Raw genomic sequence first — 6,376 nt, 5'->3', positions numbered from 1 at the left:
CCAGGCGCCAACCAAACCGTGCATCCACTCCAACGGGGCGATGCTCCAAGGACACGCCTGTTCACGGCATCGGTAGGAGCCACAGTTACGGCTCTCCCCCGCGGTTCCCCCGTCGTCCCGTCAGCTGCGTCGGCCACGGGCGGCGCTTGTGCCGCCTCTCGCGGAGGGCACGCGGAAGAGCTCTCAGCAGGAAACCCGGGCCGGCCGGAAAGGTCTCGACGATGCCCCGCCGGTGTCCGGCCGTGGGGTGGTGCAACCGTAACGGCGGTCGTCACCGATGTCTTTGGCCGCGGGTCGCCGAATGATGACACATGGACCCGGCTCGCATGCGCGGGACGCCTTATGACGCCTTACTTCGAGAAGTACCCTCCTCGATTCGGGAGCGACGCATGAACAGGACCGACTCCAGGGAGACCGCCGCCGATCTGGCCGCTGACGCCGCTCTCCTTGAGATCGCCGAGGGCCTCGGCCTTTCCACCCTCCTGGACCGGGCCTCGCCCTTCACTCACCACGAGGTGATGGCCGCTGCCGACGTGCCGGAGTCCGGTGCCACGGCGTTTCTCGACGCACTGCTCTGCGCGGGACTGGTGGAGCGGGGCGAGGACCCGCACTATTTCCTGCCCTGCTCCGACATGGCCGACCGCCGGTACGCGGCCGGCTACCTCTCCTGGGCGCTCAATGCGAACCGCCCGTACATCGACAACGCGACGTCGTTCCTCCGCGAGCCGGCGGCGGCAGGCGCGCAGTACCAGCGGGACGGGCGCCGGGTGGCGGTCTCGTCCCGCTGGATCGGGTCGTACGGCTTCTACCCCGGCGTCATCTCGGAGATCACCGGCCGCAAACCGCGGCGGATCGTGGATCTCGGCGCGGGAGCCGGCGGTCTGCTGATCCATCTGCTGACCGCGCTGCCGGACAGCACCGGACTGGCACTGGACCTGAGCGCGGCGGCCTGCGAGGAGGCCGAACGAGCCGCCCGGCGGGCCGAGGTGGGCGATCGTCTCGAAGTGGTGAACCGCTCGATCGAATCGCTCGTGGAAGATCACTCGCCGGTGCGGGACGCGGACGTCGTGCACGCGGGATTCGTGATGCACGACGTGGTGAGCAGGCCCGATGTGCTCGACGGCGTTCTGCGCGCCTGTCGGGCGTCGATCGCGGACGGGGGGTGTCTCGTGGTGACCGACGCGGTGCCCTACGTTGCCGATCCGAGGGAGCGGAGCTTCAGCGCACTCTTCACGTACCTGCACTCCAGCTCGATGGACGTACGGCTGCCACCCGAGGAGGAATGGCGCGCCGCGTTCGGTCGGGCCGGGTTCTCCGACGTGACCAGCACACCGCTGCGGATGCCCGGCAGCCGGATGTTCGTGGCCGCCGGATAGGACGGGAGCGCTGTGAGGATGTCGGCCGAAGACACCGTGGCAAGGGCGAGAGCCCTCTACGAGGCGCGCGCGAAGCGGGTACCCATCGCGCCGTTCACCGACGCGGACCCCGCTTTGGGCATGGACGACGGATATGCCGTCCAGCGTGAACTCGTGCATATGCTCGTCGCGGACGGCGACCGCGTCGTCGGGTACAAGGCGGGCCTCACGTCCGCTCCGATGCGGGACATGTTCGGCGTCGACACGCCGGACTACGGCCCCGTGCTGGCCTCCACCGTGTACGCCGACGGGGCGACGGTGTCGTGCGACTCGTTCATCGCGCCCAAGGTGGAGGCCGAAATCGTCTTCCGTCTCGGCTCGTCCCTCACTGGTCCCGGCGTCACGCTGGAGCAGGCGCGCGGAGCCGTCGCGGAGGTCATGGCGGGGCTGGAGATCGTCGACTCCCGGATCGAGAACTGGCGCATCAAACTCGCCGACACCATCGCTGATCTCGCGTCGAACGGTGCCGTCGCGCTGGCCCGGCCCGTCGTCTCCGCCGCGGGCTGCGACCCCCGTCTGATCGGCATGGTGTTCTCGCGCAACGGCGAGATCGTGGCCACCGGCGCCGGCGCCGCGGCCCTGGGAGATCCGGTCACCGTCGTGGCATGGCTGGCGAACGTGCTCGGCGAGCGCGGGGTGTCCCTGGAAGCCGGGCAGTTGATCATGACGGGGGCGCTCCACGCCGCGGTCCCGATGAGTCCCGGGGACACGTTCATCGCCGAGTTCGACCGCTTGGGCTCCATCACTCTGCACGTGGACGGCCCCTAGGCAACCGTCCTTCCGACCGGAACGCCGTACCCGGGCTCGTCAAGGCGGGTCTGCTCACAAGGAAGGGCCGTACAGCCATGAGTAGTACAGCCAGGGAGAGAAACGGACGACTATCCGCGGCGGTGCTCGGCGCCGGCCTCATCGGAGTCGACCTGGCGGCCAAGATCATGCGTTCGCGTTCCCTCGACTGCCGGCTGGTCGTGGCACGCCACGACGACACACCAGGTCTACGGCACGCGGCCGGGCTCGGGCTGCCGACCGCGACGGGCGGCATCCAGTCCCTGGTCGACGCTCCAGACCCGTTCGACGTGGTCTTCGACGCCACCAACGCCGTGTCGCACGCCGAGCACGCCGAGCGGTTGAGGCCCCTCGGGGCGATGCTCGTCGATCTGACGCCGAGCAAGGTGGGGCGGATGGTGGTCCCGACTGTGAACGGGGCGGACGTCCTGGACCACGGCGACATCAACATGATCAGTTGTGGCGGTCAGGCGTCGATACCGATCCTGCACGCGATCGCGCGGCGGCATCGGGTCGACTACGTCGAGGTGGTGACCACCGCGGCCAGTCTGAGCGTGGGCCGGTCCACCCGGCTGAATCTCGACGAGTACATCGAGACCACCCAGGACGCGGTCCGTGACTTCACCGGGGTCAAGGACGTCAAGGCGATCCTCAACGTGAGCCCCGCCAGGCCACCGGCGACCTTCCGAGTCGCCATGTCCGTGCTGGGGGAAGAGCTGACCGCGGAATCGGTGCGCGCGGCCGTGGCGACCGCGACGGAGCAGGTCCGGGCATTCGCCGGTGGCTTCGAGGTCGCGGCGTGCGTCGTGGACGACGGGAAGGCCCTCATCGCCATCGAGGTCACCTCATCCGGCGACCGCATCCCGCGGTACGCGGGCAACCTCGACATCATCAACTCCGCCGCGCTTCACGTCGCCGAACTGTACGCGGCGTCCCACCTCCCGACTGCCGGCGCGGTGATGTCGTGATCCGGACGGCAGACAGCGAGAGCGGCGGGCGGAAGCCGGTTCTCGTCCATGATCCGACCCTGCGCGACGGACATCACGCGGTCCGCCACAACCTCGGCCCCGACCAACTGCGCGGGTACGCGGCCGCCGCGGACGCCGCGGGTGTTCCGGTGGTCGAAGTGGGGCACGGCAACGGCCTGGGCGCGTCCTCCCTCCAGGCCGGCCAGGCTCGGCTCGGCGACGACGAGATGCTGTCCGTCGTGCGGGAGGCCCTGCCGAACAGCAGGATGGGCGTCTTCATGATCCCCGGATGGGGCACCGTCCAGGACCTCAAGAAGGCCATCGCCCACGACGTCGACGTGGTGCGGATCGGCACGCACTGCACCGAGGGGGACCTCGCCGAGCGGTATCTGGGTTTCCTCCGCGACGCCGGTGTCGAAGCGCACGGCGTCCTTCTGATGAGCCACATGGCCAGTCCCCGGCAACTGGCGGAGGAGTGCGCCCGGCTCGTGGAGTACGGGGCGAGCGGGGTGGGGATTCTCGACTCCTCCGGTCATTTCCTCCCGGCCGACGTGGCGGAGCGCATCGGCGCCATCCGCCACGCCGTCGACGTACCGGTGATGTTCCACGGTCACAACAACCTCGGCATGGCCGTGGCCAACTCGGTCGCCGCGGTCGAGGCGGGGGCGAGCATCGTGGACGCCTGCGCCCGGGGCTTCGGAGCGGGGGCCGGCAACACCCAGCTCGAGGTCCTGGTACCCGTGCTGGAGCGGATGGGATTCGCCACCGGCATCGATCTGTACGGTCTCCTGGACGCGGCGGACATCGCCGGACGCGAGCTGATGCCCGCCCCGCCGGCCATCGACTCCGTCGGTGTCGTCAGTGGCCTGTCCGGAGTGTTCTCCGGATTCAAGAACCGGGTCCTCGACATCTCCCGGCGCGAGGGGGTCGACCCGCGCGACGTCTTCTTCGAGCTGGGCGAGCGCCAAGCGGTGGCCGGCCAGGAAGACCTCATCGTGGACGTCGCGCTCGCCTTGCGCGAGGGGGCCCACAGCGGTCGGCCCGCCGGGGAATCGCGGGCTTCCGGTCAGGTGTGACAGCGAAAGAGGAACAAGCCATGTACGAGGTACTCAAAGGCATCCTGGTGGGCGACCTCCAGATGAGGGAGGAAGAGGTCGTGCCGACGGCCGGCCGCGAGGAGGTGGGTCTCGACTCCCTCACGGTGGTGGAACTGGCGGCGCTGCTGCATGGTCGGCTCGGCATCGAGATCCACGACTACGAGCTGATGGACGCCGCCACGGTCGCGGACGTCGCACGTCTGCTGGAGGAGCGGCTGCCGCACGCCGGAGTCGAGGCCGCCGAGGGGCGCCCCTGAGTCCGTCCCGCGACCGCCGGATCACCTGCCAGATCACGACGCACTGGCCTCGCGTGCTTGGGAGCCCCTTTGTCCTTGCCTCGACTCCGCACGGTCCTCGACCGTCTCACCGCGTACCAGCCGACCGAAGGGGTGCATGCGGCAGCGGCGCGCACGCGCCCGCTGTCGGCGAACGAATCTCCCCACGGCCCGCTGCCAGGCATCGTAGAAGCGATCGCGGCGGCGGCTTCGACGGTGAACCGCTACCCCGACCCGGGGTGCGGCGAGCTGACGCGTGCGATCGCGCGAACGCACGGGATCACGGAAGACAGGGTCGTGGTGGGCGCGGGGTCGGTCGCGCTCCTCCAGACGCTGCTGCAGTCCGTCGGCGACCCCGGTACCGAGGTCGTCTACGCCTGGCGGTCGTTCGAGCTCTACCCCATTCTCGCCGACCTCGCCGGCCTGCGCTCCGTGCGGGTACCCCTGGTCGAGGACGCGCACGACCTCCCGGCCATGGCCGACCGGATCACCGACGCCACCCGACTGGTCCTCATCTGCAATCCCAACAATCCGACGGGCACGGTGGTCGCCAGGGAGGAGCTGCGGAAGTTCCTGGCACGCACCCCGCCGACCTGCCTGGTCGCCCTCGACGAGGCGTACTACGAGTACGCGCGCGAGCCGGCCGCCTCAAGCGGCCTGGACCTCGGCGAGGCGCACCCGAATCTCGTGGTACTGCGCACGTTCTCGAAGGCGTATGGACTCGCCGGCCTCCGGGTCGGCTACCTCGTGGGTGATCCCCGCGTGGTCGAGCAGCTACGCAAAGCCTGCCTCGTCTATGCGGTGAACGGGATCGCGCAGCGAGCGGCCGTGGCGGCCCTCGGCCTCGAGGACCAGTTGCTGCGCCGGGTCGACGCCACGGTCGCGGAACGCGGTCGAGTCCGGGACGCCTTGGTGGCCCATGGCCAGGACGTTCCGGCCGGCCATGCCAACTTCCTCTGGCTCCGGCTGGGCGATGCCTCGGCCGAGTTCGGCAGGTGGTGCACCGGCAAGGGCATCGCCGTGCGGACGTTTCCGGGCGAGGGAGTGCGCGTGTCGATCGGTTGCGCCGAGGACAACGACGCCTTCCTCGCCGCATCGCGCGAATGGCTCACGCACCCCTGGTGAGCCAACCCTCGAAATGGCTCACTCAGCCCGGTCAGAAAGGTAGGGAACGGTGCATCAGAGCACTACGACGCGGCCCGACCGAGTGGTTGACGACAGTTCGCTGTCCCGCCACGTGGTCGTCGCCCCGGGCATGTGCAGTGGTGGCTCACTCATCTTCGGTCAGATCGGGGACTGGACCTGGGAGGGGGTGGCTGCCGCCTGCCACACCAATGTGCACGCGGCCCGCACCTCCGAGGGACAGCCTGCCTACCTGTCCTTCTACTACTTCCACGTACGCGGCGGGGACGTCATCCATCCCCACGGCCTCAGCTTCGGCGACGAACTCCAGGTGACTTCCCGGGTCTTCCAGTTCGGCAGCCAGTCGGTGATCACGCTCCACCGGCTCGCGCCGGCGGGGCTGGGCCTGGCCGACGCGCCATTGGATCCCGCGGAGCTGTACGAGCGCCCCCATCCGGACTGTCTCTACGCCGAGAACTTCAACCGCTGGATCGCTCGTAGCCGCCCGAGCAGCAACCGGCAGTTGTCCCAGGTCGCGCCGCCGGACTTCTCCTACAGCGGCCTCCCCCGGCTGCCCAACTCCTACTCGCCGCGCACCCTCGTCGGACGCGCCCGCGAGACGGGCAGCTTCTACTCGGCGGGGCCCCCCCCCCCCCCCCCCGCCCGGGCGGCCCCCACCTCCCAGTAAACCCACTCGGGCGGGCGCGCGCTCG

7 protein-coding genes are annotated in these 6,376 nt (G+C 69.8%); all 7 read left to right on the top strand.

From position 1 onward, the window contains the following. Positions 1-389 precede the first annotated feature (389 nt). The 7 genes from ACFXB5_RS39200 (at position 390) to ACFXB5_RS39170 (ending at position 6,351) form a co-directional block, all read left to right on the top strand. Positions 390-1,376 carry a class I SAM-dependent methyltransferase gene (locus tag ACFXB5_RS39200; protein ID WP_385217610.1) on the top strand — a complete coding sequence of 329 codons (987 nt, stop codon included), beginning with the start codon at positions 390-392 and terminating at the stop codon, positions 1,374-1,376. 18 nt (positions 1,377-1,394) lie between these two features. Beyond that, positions 1,395-2,183: a 2-keto-4-pentenoate hydratase gene (locus ACFXB5_RS39195; RefSeq protein WP_385217607.1), complete on the top strand. Its 789-nt coding sequence runs from the start codon at positions 1,395-1,397 to the stop codon at positions 2,181-2,183. A 77-nt stretch (positions 2,184-2,260) separates the two neighbouring features. Further along, entirely contained in the window at positions 2,261-3,169 is a 909-nt protein-coding gene (locus ACFXB5_RS39190; protein ID WP_385217605.1) for an acetaldehyde dehydrogenase (acetylating), read from the top strand. Further along, complete coding sequence (gene dmpG / locus ACFXB5_RS39185; protein ID WP_385217603.1) at positions 3,166-4,245, top strand: 4-hydroxy-2-oxovalerate aldolase; 1,080 nt, start codon at positions 3,166-3,168, stop codon at positions 4,243-4,245. Before ACFXB5_RS39190 ends, dmpG begins: the two co-directional genes overlap by 4 nt. 20 nt (positions 4,246-4,265) lie before the next feature. Continuing rightward, positions 4,266-4,523, top strand: a complete 258-nt coding sequence (locus ACFXB5_RS39180; RefSeq protein ID WP_385217601.1) for an acyl carrier protein — start codon at positions 4,266-4,268, stop codon at positions 4,521-4,523. A 69-nt stretch (positions 4,524-4,592) separates the two neighbouring features. Further along, positions 4,593-5,666 (top strand): histidinol-phosphate transaminase, encoded by a 1,074-nt coding sequence (hisC, locus tag ACFXB5_RS39175; protein ID WP_385217598.1) that lies wholly within the window; start codon positions 4,593-4,595, stop codon positions 5,664-5,666. Between the two features lie 49 nt (positions 5,667-5,715). Then, complete coding sequence (locus ACFXB5_RS39170; RefSeq protein ID WP_385217595.1) at positions 5,716-6,351, top strand: LnmK family bifunctional acyltransferase/decarboxylase; 636 nt, start codon at positions 5,716-5,718, stop codon at positions 6,349-6,351. The last annotated feature ends 25 nt before the right edge of the window (positions 6,352-6,376 follow it).

The sequence above is a fragment of the Streptomyces sp. NPDC059455 genome, from assembly GCF_042750115.1.
In the GTDB taxonomy this organism is placed as follows: domain Bacteria; phylum Actinomycetota; class Actinomycetes; order Streptomycetales; family Streptomycetaceae; genus Streptomyces; species Streptomyces endocoffeicus.
Note: the sequence above shows the minus strand (reverse complement) of the source record. Positions and strands in the feature narration are given on the sequence as shown.

Bases quoted from the DNA above. Each gene is read 5' to 3' on its own strand.
- ACFXB5_RS39200 (WP_385217610.1), top strand. From the start codon at position 390: ATGAACAGGACCGACTCCAGGGAGACCGCCGCCGATCTGGCCGCTGAC.
- ACFXB5_RS39195 (WP_385217607.1), top strand. From the start codon at position 1,395: ATGTCGGCCGAAGACACCGTGGCAAGGGCGAGAGCCCTCTACGAGGCG.
- ACFXB5_RS39190 (WP_385217605.1), top strand. From the start codon at position 2,261: ATGAGTAGTACAGCCAGGGAGAGAAACGGACGACTATCCGCGGCGGTG.
- ACFXB5_RS39180 (WP_385217601.1), top strand. From the start codon at position 4,266: ATGTACGAGGTACTCAAAGGCATCCTGGTGGGCGACCTCCAGATGAGG.